This is a genomic window from Streptomyces sp. NPDC000941 (assembly GCF_053599555.1).
Genome location: NZ_JBSFMM010000151.1, coordinates 1 through 15,159 on the forward strand (window position 1 = coordinate 1; position 15,159 = coordinate 15,159).

Consider the following 15,159-nt stretch of genomic DNA (forward strand, 5'->3'; position numbering starts at 1 on the left):
CACCGTGTCCCAACCGCCCCGCCCCGCCGGGGGGGGTTGGCCCGCCGGCGCCCCCCCCCCACCACCCCTATCCTTGCCGTGCCGCATCAAAGAGCGGGCACCGAACACCGGAGGCACCACCTCATGCTGATCGCTCAGCGCCCGTCTCTCACCGAAGAGGTCGTCGACGCATACCGCTCCCGGTTCGTCATCGAGCCGCTGGAGCCGGGCTTCGGCTACACCCTCGGCAACTCCCTGCGCCGCACCCTCCTGTCCTCGATCCCCGCCGCTGCCGTCACCAGCATCCGGATCGATGGCGTGCTGCACGAGTTCACCACCGTGCCCGGCGTCAGGGAGGACATCACCGACCTCATCCTCAACATCAAGCAGCTGGTCGTCTCCTCCGAGCACGACGAGCCGGTCGTGATGTACCTGCACAAGCAGGGCCCCGGCCTGGCCACCGCCGCCGACATCGCCCCGCCGGCCGGTGTTGAGGTCCACAACCCCGACCTGGTCCTGGCCACCCTCAACGCCAAGGGCAAGCTGGAGATCGAGCTGACCGTCGAACGCGGTCGCGGCTACGTGTCCGCCGTGCAGAACACACAGCAAGGCCAGGAGATCGGCCGGATCCCGGTCGACTCGATCTACAGCCCGGTGCTCAAGGTCACCTACAAGGTCGAGGCGACCCGTGTCGAGCAGCGCACCGACTTCGACAAATTGATCGTCGACGTCGAGACCAAGTCGGCCATGCACCCGCGCGACGCCATCGCCTCGGCCGGCAAGACCCTGGTCAAGCTCTTCGGGCTCGCCCGCGGGCTCAACGTCGACGCCGAGGGCATCGACATCGGCCCGTCCCCCACGGACGCCGCCCTCGCCTCCGAACTCGCACTGCCGATCGAGGAGCTCGAGCTCACCGTCCGCTCGTACAACTGCCTCAAGCGTGAGGGCGTCCACTCGGTGGGTGAGCTCGTGGCTCGATCGGAGGCGGATCTGCTCGACATCCGCAACTTCGGTGCGAAGTCGATCGACGAGGTCAAGGCGAAGCTGGCCGGCATGGGCCTGACTTTCAAAGACAGCCCGCCCGGATTCGACCCCATTGCTGCCGCCGACGCCTTTGGCGCCGGCGACGCCGGGTTCGTCGAGACCGAGCAGTACTGACAAGGTGGTTCACGAGGTTCGGCACCGCAGCCACGGCAGCAGGCGGTGAACAGCACGGCCACCGGTGGCCGCCGGGCGAGCCGGTAACGGGGTGCCGTCGACGACGTGGTCCATGACGGAGACCAGGTCCTCCTACGGCTCGGCGAACCTCCATCCCGGGTCCCCCGCCCCGGTCGCCGATCTCCTGCTCAACCGGGCCTCCGCCATCCGCCAGCATGTCCTCTCCGCGGACTGCAGGTGCACGGCATGGACGCCGGCCACCGCCTGATGGCCGGATCGAGTCGACGTTGGAGACTCCCGGCCTGACCGTTCAGGAACCTCGACGGCGCATACTGGCCCCATATGACGAAACGATCCGCGCCCCGGCGCCACCTGTCCACGAGCCCCTTCAAGGCCCCGGTTGCTCCGCTGGCCAAGCACTTTGCCCTAGGGGAACGGGTCTCACACGACCGGTACGGCCTTGGCAGGGTCATCGGTGTCGAGGACGAGACCGCGATGCTCGTCGACTTCGGCTCGCACGAAGTCCGAATCGTCAGCCCGTACACGGGACTACACAAGCTATGACCTCGTGAGCTGGCCTGTCACCGATCAAGATTCGATGCGACCGCGCAACCTTCAGTGAGTGCTGCGCAGGCGTACCGACCGTGGGCCTGGATCTTCGCCGTCCCAGCCGGGCAGGAGCCTGGAGCGGGGAATTTTCGGGGGTGCCAAGCGGATCGGCCGCCCCCGGCGGCAGATAGTGGCGTTCCGCTGCCCCAAGTGCGGGCACCTCGAGCTGTTCGCTACTGCGGTATGACGAAAGTCCGGCGGGCGGCGTGGGTGGTGGTGTGCGTCGACGGGACGGCTGACCCGACTGCGCAGACCATCACGTGTTACGCTCCCAGTCGGCTTCTCACCGTTGGGCCTCGCGCCTCGCCAACCAGCTTCCCCCGGGTCCGGATGACACGGGGAGGGTGGAAGTCACCTCACCACATCCTGGGAAGGGTGTTCTGTGATGGTGGCGACGTGCGTCCGTCCGTCGGCTCTTCCGGTTCTCCCTTCCCTCAGGGAGGTCTCCGGAGTGTCGGAAGTCAAGTCCACAGGCACATCCACAGGCACATCCGCGGAGCAACCAACCACACAACGTCCGTGGCTGGTTCTCGCGATCATGTGCATCGGCTTCTTCATGTCGTTGCTCGACGGATCCATCGTCAATGTCGCCGTCCCCACCCTGATCGACAGCCTTGACGCCTCGTACGACCAGGTGCTGTGGGTCATCGACGGCTATCTGCTCGTCTTCTCGGTGCTGCTGATCACCACCGGGCGGCTGGGGGACATCTTCGGATACCGACGGCTGTACGTGATCGGCATCGTCGGCTTCACCGTCGCCTCGGCGCTGTGCGGGCTGGCCGATTCGCCGGGCCGGCTGCTGGCGGCGCGGGCGCTGCAGGGGTTGGGCGGGGCGCTGCTGTTTCCGCAGGTCATTTCGTCGATCCTGACGATCTTCCCGCCACGGCAGCGCGGCCGGGCGTTCGGGCTGTTCGGGGCGATCGTGGGCTTCGCGCCGGTCATCGGACCGGTTGTGGGCGGCTTTCTGCTCGCTCACTTCAGCTGGCGCTGGATCTTCTTCATCAACGTCCCGATCGGGATCGCCACCGCCGTGCTGGCGCTGACCTTCGCGCCGCCCATGCGCTCGGGCCGCACCCATCGGCTCGATCTGGTCGGCGTCGCGCTGGTCACCGCCGGGCTGAGCGGCATCGTGTTCGGCCTGATCGAGGGGGAGCGCTATGACTGGGGCACCATCGCCGGGCCGATCAGCATCACCTCGGTCGTCGTCGCGGGCGTCCTGCTGCTGGTGGTGTTCGTCCTCTGGCAGCAGCAGCAGCGGCAGCAGCGGCAGCAGGGCGAAGGGTCTTTGATGCCGCTGGCGTTGTTCCGGGCGCGCAACTTCGCGGTCGGCAACTGGGTCGGCTTCGTCTTCCAGCTCGGCATGATCGGGATCATGTTCGTGCTGGTGCCCACGCGGCGGTAGCCGCATATCGACTGCAGCCTGCAGATGGCGCGCGGATACTCGGCGCTGGAGACGGGTCTTGTGGTGCTGCCGAACGCCGTGCTCACCGCGGTCGGCTCCGCGTACGCCGGACGGCTGTCCGACAAGTTCGGCGGCAAGTACGTCCTGATGGCCGGGGTGACGCTGCTGGCCGTCGGCCTGCTCGTACTGGTGGCGATGGCCGGGCCCACCAGCAGCGCTTGGAGCCTGCTGCCCGGTCTGACCATCATCGGGATCGCCGGCGGCGCCACGTTCGCGCCCCTGCAGCAGGCCACCATGGACGGCGTCGAACCGCGGCTGGCCGGGGCGGCCTCCGGCGTCTCCAGCACCACGCGGCAGATCGGCGGTGTCCTCGGCACCGCCGTACTGGGCGCCCTGCTGTCGGCCCGACTCTCCTCGACGTTGCACAGCGAGGCCGAGAAGCGCGCCGGTCGGCTGCCGGAGCAGCTGCGTACGCGATTCATCGACGACAGCGCCGCCGCCGGGCAGCACTTCCGTCCGCCCACGGCGCCGGACGGTCTGACCCCGGCCGCGACCAGGCTGTACGAGCGCGTCACCAGCGACACCTTCGCCACCGGCTTCGTGGGCGCCATGCGCACCACGTTTGTGGCGTGCGCCGTGGTTCTGGTGGCCGCCGCCTTGTTCTGCTTGCTGTTCGGCCCGGGGAGGAAGCAGACGGCCGAGACCGCGCCGCTGGAGTGACCGGGTGATGACGGTGGTCGCGGCCCGGTGGCCGCGACCACCGTCGGGCTCACCGCTCGATCGGTGATGTCGCCCACCGATCGAGAGCGAACCCGTCACCCTCCCGCCGGACCTCCACGGCACCCGCCCCGCCGAAGTGCGCGGGGATGACCAGCTCCCGTTCGTCGGCGGCGCGTTCGAGGATCCGGCGGCGGCTGGCCACCGCCTGCGCCGGGTCGAGGCAGAAGCAGGTGCTGAGGGAGGGCTGGAGAATCTGCACCGGGCTGTGCAGCAGATCGCCGACGAACACCGCCCGGTCGCTGCCGGAGGCGAGCCGCAGCACCGATGAGCCGGGCGTGTGGCCCGGCGCGGACTCCAGGGTGAGGTGCTGGTCGATGCGGTGGGAGCCGTTCCACAGGACGGCCTGACCGGCGCGGTGGATGGGCGCGATGCTGTCCTCGTAGATCAGCCGGTCGTCTTCGCGCAGGCCGTTCGCGTACGCGTTCTCCGGGCCGAAGTGGTGGTCGTCGGCCGCGGGGATGAGGTACTGGGCATGGGGAAAGGTCGGCACCCATGCCCCGTCGGCTTCCCCCTCGGCTTCCTTGGTGTTCCAGCCGACGTGATCGCCGTGGACATGGGTGTTGACGACGACGTCGACATCCTGCGGGCGGACCCCGGCGCGCGCCAGGCGGTCGAGGAAGTCACCGCGCCAGTGGTGGAACTGCGGTGAACTGGGCCGCTCCCGCCCGTTGCCCACCCCGGTGTCGATCAGGACGGTCCGCCCGCCGCTGCGCAGCACCCAGCTCTGCAGGGCGACCACCGCCCTGTCGCTGTCCGGATCCCAGTGGTCCGGCGCCAGCCATTCCTCGTTGTCCTTCCACACCTCGGCGGCCGCTTCCGGGACGAGGCCGCGGGTGGGGGCGAACGGCCCCTGCCACTCGGTGACCCGGATGACCTCGACATCGCCCAGCACGATGCTCTGCACGCTCTCGCTCTTCATGTTCTCGAATCTAGAAAGGGCGGTTGATCTCCTCAATGCTCGTTGAGCTCAACCCGATACGCATCCGGCTCAGCCTTGAGTCCATCGATACCCTGGCCCGATGGATGTGGTGAGCGATGCGATCTCGACCGTGCGCCTCGGGGAGCCCTCCTCCAGCCGGGTGCGGGTGAGTGGCAGTTGGTGCACCCGGCTCGCCCCGTATGACGGCGCGGGCTTCCATGTCGTACTGGAGGGCGGCTGCTGGCTGCTGCCCGACGGCGGTGCTCCGGTCTCGCTCGGTACGGGTGACGCGGTGCTGCTGCCGCATGGCACGGGGCATGTGATCGCCGACTCTCCCGTGGACGCGGGGGTTGTGGAGCGGGCGGTGCCGTTCGAGCGTTGGCTGGACGGGACGGTTCCGCGCCGGCCGGCGGTCGTTTCGGGTGAGGCGGCGGGCGCGGTCGCGATGCTGTGCGGCAAGTACCGGCTCGACCGCAGTCGTGTACACCCGCTCATGGCGGAACTGCCCGAGGTCGTCCATCTGCCCAACCGCGTCGGCTGCCACCCAGAACTCCGGTCCGTCATCGACCTGTTGGGCCGCGAGCTGGGAGGACAGCAGCCCGGCTCCTGCATGGCGATCCCCAGCCTGCTCGACCTCTTCCTGATTTACGTGCTCCGCTCCTGGATGGCCGAGGGCGCGTCCGGAGTCTGGCCGGGTGTTCTGGGCGATCCGGTGGCAGCCGCCGCGCTACGGGCGCTGCACTCCGACCCCTCCGCCCCGTGGACCAACGACCGCCTGGCCGCCGAGGCGGGCGTCTCGCGCCCCACCCTGGCCCGCCGGTTCACGGCCCTGGTCGGCCGCCCCCCGATGGCGTACCTCACCTGGTGGCGGCTGACCCTCGCCGCCACGCAGCTCCGCGACACACCGGATGCCCTGGCCACCATCGCCCGCCGGGTCGGCTACGGCACCCCGTACGCCCTCTCCCACGCCTTCAGCCGGGAGTTCGGGACCAGCCCCGGGCGGTACCGGGCGGAGACCGCCGGGTACCAGGCGGAGACCGCGGAGGGACGGACCACGCCGCGGGCGAGGGGGCGGCACCTGGCCGGGGGCCGCCCCCTCTCACTCCCCCCACGGGAGCCGTTGCCGCTCGCATCGGCTGAAGCGGCAACAGAAGTGCCCAGACGGCCGTAACACACTCGTCACCCCCCACGGGGACGAGCAAATCCGGTCGTGAGCACCGCCTGTTGAATTGCGGACGTACCCCCGGTGGCCTTTCCCGGAGGCCGCGCTTTTCAACGAGGAACAGCATTCCGGCCCCGCGCGGCCTGCCGCGCCCCGTTTCAACTCTGGCCAAAAGGACGTGGTCACTGACGGTGGCACCGTGCATACTCGTCCGTGGTCGGGGGGCGATCACGGGTGTCACTTGGTGGGGGTCCGGTGCTGCGTGTGCATTTCGGCGAGCTCGATCTGGCCCGGCTGCGGATGGCGATCCGCCCGGACGCGCTGTGGGAAACCGTTTTGAGTTTCCACCGGCTGCGGGAGCACCGGGCCGTCACCGTATACGGAGAATGGCGTTCACTGGCGCGAAATAGGTTGAACGGCGAAGCGCGGCTGCTCGCGCCGCTCATTCCCTCACGCGGATATTTCCCCGACTTCCTCACCCCGGCCGAGGGCGGAATGGGCTGCGACAGCGGCATGGAAGCGCTGCGCGCCACCTCGCAGACCCGGCTGCACACCGAGATTTCCCGCCTCCCGGCCGCGGCCCGCCTCCCGGGCTGGATACGCGACCTCGGCCAGGGCGAGCGGCGCTCGCTCGACCGGCTGACCGCCGCGCTGACCTCCTACCACCACGCCGCCATCGCCCCGTACTGGCCGCGCCTGCACGCCCGTATCGAGGCCGACCGCGCCGTACGGGGCCGCGCCCTGCTGGACGGGGGAGCCGACGGGCTGCTGGCGTCCCTGCCGCCCACGATGCGCTGGCGGCCGCCGGTCCTGGAGGTCGACTACCCGGTCGACCGCGACCTGGAGCTCGGCGGGCGCGGGCTGCTGCTCCAGCCGTCGTTCTTCTGCCGAAGAACCCCGGTCACCCTCTTCGACGCCGACCTCAGACCCGTGCTGGTCTACCCGGTCGAACACGCCCCGGGAGACGTGCCACTCAGCCCCCCGGCCCGCCCCACCACGGCCCCCCGCCCCCGGCCGGCGCCTGCCCCTGCCCGTGTCCCGGGCAGCGGGGCCGCCCAGTCGCTGAGCAAGCTCGTCGGACAGACCCGCTCCGCCGTGCTGCAGGGTGTCGGCGGCGGCTGCACCACCAGCGAACTCGCCCGCCGCGTGGGCGTGTCGATCGCCTCCGCCAGCCAGCACGCCACCGTGCTGCGCGACGCCGGCCTGGTGCTCACCCTCCGCCGGGGCAGCGCCGTACTGCACACCCTGACCCCGCTGGGCGCCGCCCTGCTGCGCGGCGGCGCGCCCGCTCAGTCCCCTCAATCTCCTCAGTCGTCGATGCCTGAGCGTTCCACGCCGGCCACGATGTAGCGCTGCAGGAAGAGGAAGACCACCAGCAGCGGCAGAATCGAGACGGCAGCCGCGACGAACAGCTCGTGGATGTTGACCGTCTGGGCGGTGGTGAACGTCGACAGGGCGACCTGCACGGTCCACGCGTCCCGGTCCTGGCCGATGACCAGCGGCCACAGGAACGCATTCCAGGCGCCGATGAAGACGATCGTGCCGACGGCCGCGAACACCGGCCGGGAGTTGGGCACCACGACCCGCCAGTACGTACGCCAGTAGCCGAGCCCGTCCACCCGCGCCGCGTCCTCCAACTCCCGGGGAAACCCCAGGAAGTACTGGCGGAAGATGAACGCCGCGAACGCGCTGAACAGCGTCGGCACCACCAGCCCGCGCAGCGTGGACACCCAGCCCAGCGAGGACACCAGGACGAAGGTCGGCACGAAGGTGACGGCCGCCGGGACCATGAGTGTGCCCAGGATCCAGTAGAAGACCACGTTCGCGTAGCGGTACGGGATCCGGGCCAGGCCGTACCCCGCGAGGGAGGCCAGCAGCAGCGTGCCCAGCGTCGTCGCCACCGCGATGAGCGAGGAGTTGAGCAGCGCGTGCGCCATCGGCACATTCGGGTCGTCGAACAGCTCGCCGATGTTGGACCAGCGCAGCTCGCTCGGGAAGAACGTCCACTCGGCGGAGGTGATGTCCTCCTCGCGCGACAGCCCGTTGCGCACCAGCAGATAGAAGGGGATCAGAAAGAGCAGCGCCAGCGCGATCAGCAGGACGAGCCGCAGCGCGCGGCCGACGCGTACGAGAGGTTCTCTCATTCCGGTCAGTCCTCCTTCCGGCCGAGCCTGAACCAGCGGGCCTGAGCCACCGTCACCACCGCGATGATCAGCGCCAGGATCACCGCGCCCGCGCTGCCCATCCCCAGGTTCTGCTCCCGCCCCAGTGCCAAGTAGTACAGGTACACCAGCGGCGGTCGGGCATACGGCGGATAGCCGCGCGAGTCCGAGAGCAGGTTGTAGAACTCGTCGAACGCCTGAAACGCGTTGATGACCAGCAGCAGCGTCACCGCGATCGACGTCGCCCGCAGCTGCGGAAAGGTGATGTACCGGAAGATCTGCCACCCCGGCCGCGCCCCGTCCACCGCCGCCGCCTCGTACAGACCGCGCGGGATGCGCTGCAGCCCGGCCAGGAACAGCACCATGTAGAAGCCCGCCTGAAGCCATAGCCGTACGGTCACGATGACCAGCCAGTACCAGGGCGGGTCGGTCGTCGACAGCCAGGCGATCTGATCCGCGCCGAACCAGCCGAGCACGGTGTTGGCCAGCCCGAACCGCACCCCGTTGAAGATCGACATCTTCCAGATCAGCGCCGCCACGACATACGAGCACGCCACGGGGAGGAAGAACACCGACCGGAAGAACGCCTGCGCCCAGCGCAGCCGGTTGACCATCAGCGCGAGGGAGAGCGAGAGGAGGTAGGTGGCCGGGACGATGAAGGCCGTGAAGACCAGGAAGGTGACGAGGCTGTCGGTGAAGGCGTCGTCCCGCAGCATCGCCGTGTAGTTGTCCAGGCCGACGAAGTCGGTCGGCGAGACGGTGTTGTGCGCGTCGAAGAAGCTGAGGTAGACGCTCCACGCCAGCGGTACGTAGGTGAACAGGCTGAGCCCGATCGCGAACGGGCCGACGAAGACCCAGAACCACAGCGTGCGGTTCTGCTTGCCCAGCAGCCTGTGCGATGTACCCCGCGCAGGCTTGTCCTGAAGCGTGCGCGAAAGCGTGGCCGGTGTGGCCTGAGGGTTCTGCGTATGCTGCTGCGCGTCCTGCGCCATCGCGGGCGTCAGCTCTTCTTCTGCACGCGCCGCAGCTCCGCACCCACCTTGCGCACCACGTCCCGCAGCTCCTGATCCGCGCTCGCGCCGTCCTTGATGATCCGGCTGAGCGCGTCCTGGTACGCGGTCCGGCTCGCCGGGGTCCACAGCAGCGGCTCGGCGAAGCCGTGGTCGGTGGCGTAGCGCACGGCGTCCCCGGCCACGCCGTCGCGCAGCTTGTCGGCCTTCTTGGCGAGCGAGATCCGGGCCGGGATGTGGAAGCCGTACGACAGCGCGAAGTCCTCCTGGTACTCCGTCCTGTCCACCCACAGCCACTTCACGAAGGCCTTCGCCTCCTCCTTGTGCTTCGCCTTCGCGCTGACCGCCGCGCCATACGCCCCGACCGGCACCGACGGCTTCCCCGCCGGCCCGTCCTTCGGGAACGGCAGCACCCCGAAGTCGTCGCCCAGCGCCTTCTTGACCGCCGGCAACGCCCACAGGCCCGACCACTGCATGGCCGTGAGCCCCTGGATGAACGCCGACGGATCCGACCAGTCCGAGGGCGCGCCGAGCAGCAGCGACTTGTCCGCGTACAGCCGGTGGATCTTCTCCAGCGCGCGGGCGGCGGCCGGATCGTCGAAGCCGACCTTGCCGTCGTCGGTGACCAGTCGCAGCCCGGCAGCCTGCAGCGGGGTGCCGCCGAGCACCCCGGCGCCCCCGTCATTGCCCAGGAACAGCCCCTTGGTCTTCTTGTCCGTGAGCTCCTTCGCCGCGTCGACCAGCGCGTCGAGCGTCTGCGGCGGCTCCACGCCGGCGTCCTTCAGCAGGCTCTTGCGGTAGTAGAGCAGCTGCATGTCGACGACCTGCGGAATGCCCCAGATCCTGCCGTCGTACGTCTTGGGGGCCAGCACCGCCTGGTTGAAGTCGTCCTTGACGCCGTCGAGGAGGTCGGTCAGATCCACCACCTGGCCGCCCTGGATCTGATCCAGCGTCGGGCCATTGGCCTCGAAGACGTCCGGGCCGGACGAGGTGAGCAGCGCGGCGGCCGTCTGCTGGTCGTAGTTCCCCGGCCGCCACTGCACCTCGACCTTGGCCTTGCCGGTCTTGCCGTACGCGGCGGCGTACCGCTTCACCGCCCGCTCGGTGCCGTCCTCCCCGTACTGGTGGTACCACTGCTCGATGACCGGCTTGCCGTCCGAATCATCCGACCCCCGCCCGGTGTTGGAGCCGCACGCGGCGGCCAGCGCTCCCGTCAGAGCCAGGCTCCCGCCAGTGCCGAGCAGTCGTCTACGGCTGATGGACATGCTGCGCCCCCTCGCGTCATCGCTCCCTGTAACCGGATCGTGCCAACCAACCACGGTACGACCCAGTGATCAACCATGGGGGCGTATTACGACAGTGCTGTTGCGGCGGTATGTCAGCTGCTCCGGGCGGCGTTTGACGTACCGTCGGGGCCGTCCATCTCGTCAAAGACCCGCTGGGCCGTGGCGAACGCGGAGTTCGCCGCCGGAACGCCGCAGTAGACCGCGCTCTGCAGCAGCACCTCGCCGATCTCCTCACGGGTGAGGCCATTGGTGAGGGCGGCCCGGATGTGTATGGCCAGCTCCGCGTCGTGGCCGTGGGCGATGAGCGCGGTGAGGGTGATACAGCTGCGGGTACGGCGGTCCAGTGCGTCGCCGGCCCAGATCTCGCCCCAGGCGTAGCGGGTGATGAAGTCCTGGAAGCGGGCGGTGAAGGGGGTCGTACGGGCGATCGCGCGGTCGACGTGGGCGTCGCCGAGGACGGCGCGGCGGGCGGCGAATCCGGCGGCGCGGTGGGAGGCGTCGTCGTTGGCGCTGACGTTGACTTCTGCGTTCGTGTCCGCGTTCGTGTTCGCGTTCGCGCCGGTGTCCCGGTCCGCGTCCGCGTTCGCGTTCGTGTCGGAGTCCGTGTCCGTGGCCGCCCCTGCGGCGAAGTGCGCGAGCAGCGCGGCCGTAACCGGCCCCGGCCGCTCCACCCCGGCCAGATGCGCCGCCCCCGCCACCTCCAGCAGACTCGCCCCCGGCACCGCGTCCGCGATCTCGCGGGCGTGCGCGGGCGGGGTGGCGGGGTCGTCGCGGCCCGCGACGACCAGCGTGGGCACACCCGTGATGGACGGCAGCGCGGAGCGCAGATCGTACGAGGCGAGGGCGTCGCAGCAGGCCGCGTACCCCGCGCGGTCGCAGGCCCGCAGGTCCTCCAGCAGTGCGACGGCGCGGGGCGAGGCGGCGAAGCGGTGCGAGAACCAGGTGCCCGGCCGGCTCGCGACCATCGCCTCCGTACCCTCGGCCCGTACGAGCGCGGCCCGCTCGTGCCAGGCCGCGGGCTCGCCGAAGCGGGCCGAGGAACAGATCACGGCGAGTGATTCGACCCGCTCCGGATGGTGCGTGGCCAGATACAGCCCGACCGCCCCGCCGATCGAGATCCCCGCGTACGCGAACCGCTCCCACCCCTGCGCGTCGGCGAGCCGCAGCACGAGGGCGGCGAGGCCGCCGACGGTGGCGCTGCCGTCGGAGGGCAGCAGCCCGGCGGGGGAGCGGCCGTGCCCGGGCAGATCCCAGCGCAGCACGCGGTGCGTACGGGCGAGGGCGGGCAGTTGGGGCTCCCAGACGGCGAGGGAGGTGCCGATGGACGGGCCGAGGATGAGAGGCGGGGCGGTGGCGGGGCCGTCGAGGAGGTGGTGGGGGAGGTCGGTGGTCATGGTCGGCGCTCCGGGCGGGCGAGGGTGCGGAAAGGGCTGGCTCGTGTCCGGCGGCCACGGGGCAGGGGCGGGGTGGGGAACAGCACCGATGTGCGGCTCCGCCGCGTGGCCGCCGGACACGGCCTACGCGTCGCCAGGTCGCGGGGGACCGGGGGCGCTGTGATCGTCGGGGTTTGCGCGGCGGAGCGCCCGGTCGACGAGAGCGGCGGCGGAGCCGGTGTAGCGGGCCGGATCAGTCAAGTCCCGCAGCCGCGCCCCGGAGAGCACGCCCGCGAGCCCCGGCACCTCCGCCAGCGCCTCGGCCAGTGCCGCCGTCAGCCCGACGCCCTCCTCCCCGGCCCGCCGGGACGCCGCCGTCAGCAACTCCTTCGCACGGGAGCGGCCGACGAGGGGTGCGAGCGTGGCGGCGATCCGCTCGCTGACGATGAGACCGTCGGTGAGCGCGAGGTGTTCGCCCATCCGGCGGGGGAACACCCGCAGGCCCTCCGCCAGCTCGGCCGCCTCCCGCGCGGCCCCGCCCGCCAGCCGCAGCAGCTCGCGCAGCGGCTGCCACTCGGCGTGCCACGCCCCGGCGGGCCGCTCGTCCTCAGCGACGAGCGAGCCCAGAAGCGTGGCGGCGAGCCCGGGCGTCTGCCGCGCGGCGGCGGCGATGAGCGTGGCGCGCACAGGGTTGCTCTTGTGCGGCATCGCGGACGACCCGCCCCCGCTGCCCTCGGCGACCTCCCCGATCTCCGTCCGGGACAGCACCAGGACATCCGCCGCGACCTTGCCCAGCGCACCAACGGCGAAGGCGAGCGCGGCCCCGAGATCGGCCACGGGCGTACGCAGCGTATGCCAGGGCAGCGCGGGCTCGGCGAGCCCCAGCTCGGCTGCGAACCGTGCCACGAGCTGAAGGCCGAGGCCATTGCCCGCCCCGGCTGCGCCCTCCGCCGGCGTGCCGAAAGCCGCCAACGTACCGGCCGCGCCGCCCAGTTGGGCGGGCAGCCGGATCGCGGCGAGGCGGTCGTGGGCGTCCAGGGTCAGGGCGCGCCAGCCTGCCGCCTTCAGGCCGAAGGTGGTGGGTACGGCGTGTTGGGTCAGGGTGCGGGCGGGCATGGGGGTGTCGCGGTGGGTGGCCGCGAGACGCCCGAGGGCCGTGGCCGTACGCCCGAGGTCGGCCAGGATCAGCGGCAGGGTGCGGGCGGTGACCAGCATCGTGGCGGTGTCCAGGACGTCCTGGCTGGTCGCGCCGCGATGGACGTACGCGGCCGCCTCCCGGTCCGTACGGGCCACCGCCGCCGTCAAGTCGGCGACCAGCGGGATGACCGGGTTGCCCCCGGCGCGGGCGCGTACGGCGAGGTCCCGCACGTCGTACAGCTCGGCTCGCGCCACGTCCGCCACCGCCATCGCCGCCGCGCCGGGCGCCTGCCCGAGCGCGGACTGTGCCCGGGTGAGAGCGGCCTCCGCGTCCAGCATGGCCTGGAGGAAGGCGACATCCCCGGTGGCCTCCTCGACGCCCGCCCCGACCCGCACCGGTGACAGCAGCCCGCTGTCGTCCGCGAATGCGGCCGCGTCCTGGGAGCTAAGACCTGTCCCGTAAGTGGTTTCCGGGCAGTCTGAAGAAGGCCGTGACTTCATCGGATTGTCGTCGCTCTCATGGTGGGCTGCAAGAAGCCCCGTCGAGTCAACCACGGCGAGACTCCGCGCCTTCGGGCCGCGAGTCACGTGGCAGCTCGCCGACCACGCATCCAGCCTGGTGGCGCGCCTCTGCTCGGCAGATTCCGGACATGCGCCGCGGCAACCCCGGGGGTACCTCCCATGCCGAAGGCTATGGGGGCGAGACCCGACCCGCGAACGAGCGGCCCAAGGACCACGCCGGAGCGCTGCGACCGCATACCGGACCATCCCCCGAAGACTTACGGGATGGCTCTTAGCGGAACTCAAGGAAGACCGTCTCCCCCTCGCCCTGGAGGCGGATGTCGAAGCGGTACGTCCCCGGCTGCGGCCCGGCCGTGGCCACCAGGGTCTCGCGGCGGGCCGGGGGGAGCGAGGCGAGGAGGGGGTCGGCGGCGTTGGCGGTGGCGTTCTCGGGGAGGTAGACGCGGGTGAAGAGGTGGTGCAGCAGGCCGCGGGCGTGGACGCAGACGCTGATGTAGGGGGCCGGGGAGGGGGCGCCCGGGGGGAGGGTGCGGGCGGTCCAGTGGCCGTCGGCGTCCGTGGGGATCCGGCCGAAGCCGGTGAAATCCACTCCGTTGCGTCCGGCGTAGCCACCGGTCACCGGGTCGCGGCGGATCGAGCCGGGGGCGCCGGACAGGGAGCCGTCGGGGCCCGCCTGCCAGAGTTCGATCAGGGCGTCGGGGACGGGGGCGCCCACGCCGTCGTAGACGTATCCGTGCAGGGTGATCGCGTCCGCGCGCCCCGCCGGAGCCATGTCGCCGCCGCCGGTGAAGGGCAGCGCGTAGCCGTAGAAGGGACCGACGGTGTGCGAAGGAGTGGGCGACAAGGACGGTTGAGTCGGCATCAGCGGCCTTCCTCGATCCAGGTGGCGGACGGCCCGTCCAGGACGATGTCCCAGCGGTAGCCGAGCGACCATTCGGGCTGGGACAGCGTGTGGTCGTACGTCGCGACCAGCCGCTGCCGCGCCCGCTCGTCGGCGACCGACTGGAGGATCGGGTCGTAGCCGAAGAGCGGATCGCCGGGGAAGTACATCTGGGTGATCAGTCGCTGGGTGAACGCCGCCCCGAAGAGGGAGAAGTGGAGGTGCGCTGGGCGCCAGGCGTTGACGTGGTTGCGCCATGGATACGCGCCCGGCTTGATCGTGGTGAAGGTGTAGCTCCCGTCGTCGCCGGTGAGGGTGCGGCCGACGCCGGTGAAGTTGGGGTCGAGCGGGGCGGGGTGCTGGTCGCGCAGATGGGCGTAGCGGCCGGACGCGTTGGCCTGCCACAGCTCGATGAGCTGTCCGCGCACCGGGCGGCCCCGGCTGTCGAGGAGCCGCCCGGAGACGGTGATGCGCTCGCCGAGGGGTTCGCCCTGGTGCTGGACGGTGAGGTCGTTGTCGGTCGCGGTGATGTCGGTCCGGCCGAAAACCGGCGTGTGCAGCTCGACGGTCTCAGGGTTGCCCTGGACGGTGACGAGCGGCTGACTGGGGTGGCGCAGCAGGCTGCTGCGGTACGGCGGGAAGTCGCGCGGCGGGTGGTGGGCGGCGGGCACCCCGTCGGCGCGGGCCTTGCCGTACCCCTCCTGGAGCGCGGCCAGTTCGCCGTCGATGTCGGACTGGGTAAGGGGCACCTGAGGTATCTGGCTGGGCATCTGATCCACC

At 70.8% G+C, this 15,159-nt stretch carries 14 protein-coding genes and 1 pseudogene; 7 read left to right on the forward strand and 8 right to left on the reverse strand.

What is annotated here, in order from left to right; all coding sequences use genetic code 11:
- Positions 1 to 123 precede the first annotated feature (123 nt).
- From ACWDSL_RS36075 to ACWDSL_RS36095, 5 genes are all read left to right on the forward strand, one after another.
- Positions 124 to 1,137, forward strand: a complete 1,014-nt coding sequence (locus ACWDSL_RS36075) for a DNA-directed RNA polymerase subunit alpha (RefSeq protein ID WP_450492167.1) — start codon at positions 124 to 126, stop codon at positions 1,135 to 1,137.
- 112 nt (positions 1,138 to 1,249) lie between these two features.
- A complete protein-coding gene (locus tag ACWDSL_RS36080) occupies positions 1,250 to 1,405 on the forward strand; it encodes a hypothetical protein (protein ID WP_450492168.1) in 156 nt (51 codons plus the stop codon).
- Positions 1,406 to 1,479: 74 nt separating this feature from the next.
- Positions 1,480 to 1,701 (forward strand): hypothetical protein, encoded by a 222-nt coding sequence (locus tag ACWDSL_RS36085; protein WP_450492169.1) that lies wholly within the window; start codon positions 1,480 to 1,482, stop codon positions 1,699 to 1,701.
- Between the two features lie 583 nt (positions 1,702 to 2,284).
- Positions 2,285 to 3,148, forward strand: coding sequence for an MFS transporter (locus ACWDSL_RS36090; RefSeq protein WP_450492170.1), 864 nt, complete (start codon positions 2,285 to 2,287; stop codon positions 3,146 to 3,148).
- 24 nt (positions 3,149 to 3,172) lie between these two features.
- A complete protein-coding gene (locus ACWDSL_RS36095) occupies positions 3,173 to 3,868 on the forward strand; it encodes an MFS transporter (RefSeq protein WP_450492171.1) in 696 nt (231 codons plus the stop codon).
- Positions 3,869 to 3,917: 49 nt separating this feature from the next.
- Here ACWDSL_RS36095 and ACWDSL_RS36100 read toward each other — a convergent pair whose 3' ends face one another.
- Positions 3,918 to 4,847, reverse strand: a complete 930-nt coding sequence (locus tag ACWDSL_RS36100; RefSeq protein WP_450492172.1) for an MBL fold metallo-hydrolase — start codon at positions 4,845 to 4,847, stop codon at positions 3,918 to 3,920.
- Between the two features lie 100 nt (positions 4,848 to 4,947).
- Here ACWDSL_RS36100 and ACWDSL_RS36105 point away from each other — a divergent pair.
- A pseudogene (locus ACWDSL_RS36105) lies at positions 4,948 to 5,868 on the forward strand (AraC family transcriptional regulator); the annotation flags it as partial.
- Between the two features lie 396 nt (positions 5,869 to 6,264).
- A complete protein-coding gene (locus tag ACWDSL_RS36110) occupies positions 6,265 to 7,359 on the forward strand; it encodes an ArsR/SmtB family transcription factor (protein ID WP_450492173.1) in 1,095 nt (364 codons plus the stop codon).
- Here ACWDSL_RS36110 and ACWDSL_RS36115 read toward each other — a convergent pair.
- The 7 genes from ACWDSL_RS36115 to pcaH all read right to left on the reverse strand — a co-directional run bounded on the left by ACWDSL_RS36115 (position 7,317) and on the right by pcaH (position 15,149).
- Positions 7,317 to 8,153, reverse strand: coding sequence for a carbohydrate ABC transporter permease (locus ACWDSL_RS36115; protein WP_450492174.1), 837 nt, complete (start codon positions 8,151 to 8,153; stop codon positions 7,317 to 7,319). The genes ACWDSL_RS36110 and ACWDSL_RS36115 overlap by 43 nt on opposite strands.
- 5 nt (positions 8,154 to 8,158) lie before the next feature.
- Positions 8,159 to 9,163 carry a carbohydrate ABC transporter permease gene (locus ACWDSL_RS36120; protein WP_450492175.1) on the reverse strand — a complete coding sequence of 335 codons (1,005 nt, stop codon included), beginning with the start codon at positions 9,161 to 9,163 and terminating at the stop codon, positions 8,159 to 8,161.
- Positions 9,164 to 9,171: 8 nt separating this feature from the next.
- The gene (locus tag ACWDSL_RS36125; protein ID WP_450492176.1) at positions 9,172 to 10,446 is read right to left on the reverse strand and encodes an ABC transporter substrate-binding protein; all 1,275 of its coding nucleotides are present in this window, start codon (positions 10,444 to 10,446) and stop codon (positions 9,172 to 9,174) included.
- Between the two features lie 113 nt (positions 10,447 to 10,559).
- Positions 10,560 to 11,861, reverse strand: coding sequence for a bifunctional 3-oxoadipate enol-lactonase/4-carboxymuconolactone decarboxylase PcaDC (pcaDC, locus tag ACWDSL_RS36130; protein ID WP_450492177.1), 1,302 nt, complete (start codon positions 11,859 to 11,861; stop codon positions 10,560 to 10,562).
- A gap of 123 nt (positions 11,862 to 11,984) precedes the next feature.
- Positions 11,985 to 13,478 carry a 3-carboxy-cis,cis-muconate cycloisomerase gene (gene pcaB, locus ACWDSL_RS36135; RefSeq protein ID WP_450492192.1) on the reverse strand — a complete coding sequence of 498 codons (1,494 nt, stop codon included), beginning with the start codon at positions 13,476 to 13,478 and terminating at the stop codon, positions 11,985 to 11,987.
- A 292-nt stretch (positions 13,479 to 13,770) separates the two neighbouring features.
- Positions 13,771 to 14,361 carry a protocatechuate 3,4-dioxygenase subunit alpha gene (gene pcaG, locus ACWDSL_RS36140; protein ID WP_450492178.1) on the reverse strand — a complete coding sequence of 197 codons (591 nt, stop codon included), beginning with the start codon at positions 14,359 to 14,361 and terminating at the stop codon, positions 13,771 to 13,773.
- Positions 14,361 to 15,149 carry a protocatechuate 3,4-dioxygenase subunit beta gene (gene pcaH, locus ACWDSL_RS36145; protein ID WP_450492179.1) on the reverse strand — a complete coding sequence of 263 codons (789 nt, stop codon included), beginning with the start codon at positions 15,147 to 15,149 and terminating at the stop codon, positions 14,361 to 14,363. The genes pcaG and pcaH overlap by 1 nt, the downstream gene beginning before the upstream one ends.
- Positions 15,150 to 15,159: the final 10 nt, after the last annotated feature.